This window comes from Methylobacterium sp. WL116, assembly GCF_008039455.1.
Taxonomy (GTDB): Bacteria; Pseudomonadota; Alphaproteobacteria; order Rhizobiales; family Beijerinckiaceae; genus Methylobacterium.
The window spans coordinates 1-2075 of the sequence record NZ_VRUV01000677.1; the positions used below are offsets into that span (position 1 = coordinate 1).

Below are 2075 nucleotides of genomic sequence, written 5' to 3' on the forward strand. Positions count from 1 at the left end.
CGCGAAACCTGGCGCGCCCGCCTCGCGGCGGCCTGCCCCCCGACGTCGCTGACGATCGACGCGATCACGCTGCTGCGCCAGGACGGCGCGGCGCCGTTCCGCCTCCTGCGCCGGATCCCGTTCGCTGCGTAGCCGCACGGCGCGCCCGTTCACGACGAAACCGCGGGTCGCGGCGCGGCTGTCATCCTATCGTCGCGCGCGACGGGTCTACCGGCGCATCCCTCGCGGCGGACGGCACGCATGCTCATCGTCGATAGCCTCACGCGGCGCTACGGACCGCGCCTCGCGGTCGACCGGATCTCGCTGCGGATCGAGCCGGGCAGCTTCGTCGGGGTGATCGGGCGCTCGGGCGCCGGCAAGTCGACCTTCCTGCGCATGCTCAACCGCCTCGCCGAGCCCTCGGCCGGGCGGATCCTGTTCGACGGGCTCGACGTCACCGCGCTCCGGGGGCGCGACCTGCGCCGCTGGCGCGCCCGCTGCGCCATGGTGTTCCAGCAGTTCAACCTGGTCGGCCGCCTCGACGTGCTGACCAACGTGCTGATGGGGCGCCTCGCCCACGCCCCGAGCCACCGCGCGCTCCTGAAGCTGTGGTCGGCCGAGGACCGGGCGCGGGCGCTCGCGGCGCTCGAGGCGTTCGACATGGCGGGCTTTTCCGCCCACCGCGCCGACCAGCTCTCGGGCGGGCAGCAGCAGCGGGTCGCGATCGCCCGCGCGCTGGTGCAGGAGCCCGACATCATCCTCGCCGACGAGCCGGTGGCCTCGCTGGACCCGCGCAACACCAAGCTGGTGATGGATGCGCTCGCCGACGCCAACCGGCGCCTCGGCATCACCGTGCTGTGCAACCTGCACTCGCTCGACCTCGCCCGCGCCTATTGCGACCGGCTCGTCGGCCTCGCCGACGGCCGCGTGGTGTTCGACGGCGGCGCCTTCGACCTCACCGAGGACGTCGCCAAGCAGCTCTACGGCCTGGAGGCCGGCGAGGTGATGGACCGGGCGCCGCACGCGGTCGAGCCCGCCGCCCTCGTCGCCTGACCCCAGACGAACCCCGTGCCACGCCCCTTCCCGGAGATGATGATGCTCGACCGTCGCACCCTCGTCGGCGCCCTCGCGGGCGGCCTGGCCGCGCTCGCCCTGCAGCCCGCCCTGGCTCAGGATTGGAAGGCGACGGTGCCCGAGATCACCCTCGGCGCGATTCCCGTCGAGAACGCCACCGGCACCACCGACCGCTACGCGCCGCTCGCCGCCTACCTCACCAAGGCGCTCGGGGTGCCGGTGAAGCTGCGGGTCGCCAACGACTACGCCGCGGTGATCGAGGGCCAGCGCGCCGGCAACATCCAGATCGCCTTCTACGGCCCGGCCTCGTTCGCCCGCGCGGTGATGACGGGGGTGAAGGTCGACCCGATCGTCAACCAGAAGCACGATAACGGCGCCTCGGGCTACTACTCGGTGCTCTACGTGCGCGCCGACAGCCCGTACCGGACGATCGCGGACCTGAAGGGCAGGAACCTCGCCCTGGTCGACCCGAACTCGACCTCCGGCAACCAGGCCCCGCGCTTCTTCCTCAACAAGAGCGGCCACGACGTCGACGCGCTGTTCGGCAAGACCGTCTACGCCGGCAGCCACGAGAACGCGGTGCTGGCGCTGACCCAGGGCACGGCCGACGCCGCCGCCAACCTGTGGAACTCCGAGACCGATTCCGTCGTCACCCGCATGGCCGCCAAGGGCATGCTGAAGAAGCCCGACGGCACGCCGCTGAGCCCGTCCGACTTCCGCATCGTCTTCAAGTCCGCGTTCCTGCCCGAGGGCCCGTTCGCGATGCTGTCCAGCCTGCCCGCCGACCTGAAGCGCAAGATCGTCGAGGCCTTCGTCGCGCTGCCGACCGCCGACAAGGCCGCCTTCGACCGCCTCTCCGACGGCAAGGACCTCGGCCTCACCCCGGTGACGCTGGAGGATTACCAGCCGATCATCGAGATGCTGAAGTTCAACGACGCGCAGCGACGCAAGTCCTGATCCCGGGACCGGACGGGTCGCCGCCGTGAGCGGGCGGATCGCGCCGCTGCCGCCCGAGCGGGCGG

The 2075-nt window shown here is 72.1% G+C and carries 2 protein-coding genes; both read left to right on the forward strand.

Going from position 1 to position 2075, the window contains the following annotated elements:
- The first annotated feature begins 240 nt into the window (after positions 1-240).
- Complete coding sequence (gene phnC, locus FV223_RS26130; protein WP_147729659.1) at positions 241-1032, forward strand: phosphonate ABC transporter ATP-binding protein; 792 nt, start codon at positions 241-243, stop codon at positions 1030-1032.
- Between the two features lie 42 nt (positions 1033-1074).
- Complete coding sequence (gene phnD, locus FV223_RS26135; protein ID WP_147729660.1) at positions 1075-2010, forward strand: phosphonate ABC transporter substrate-binding protein; 936 nt, start codon at positions 1075-1077, stop codon at positions 2008-2010.
- Positions 2011-2075 lie beyond the last annotated feature (65 nt).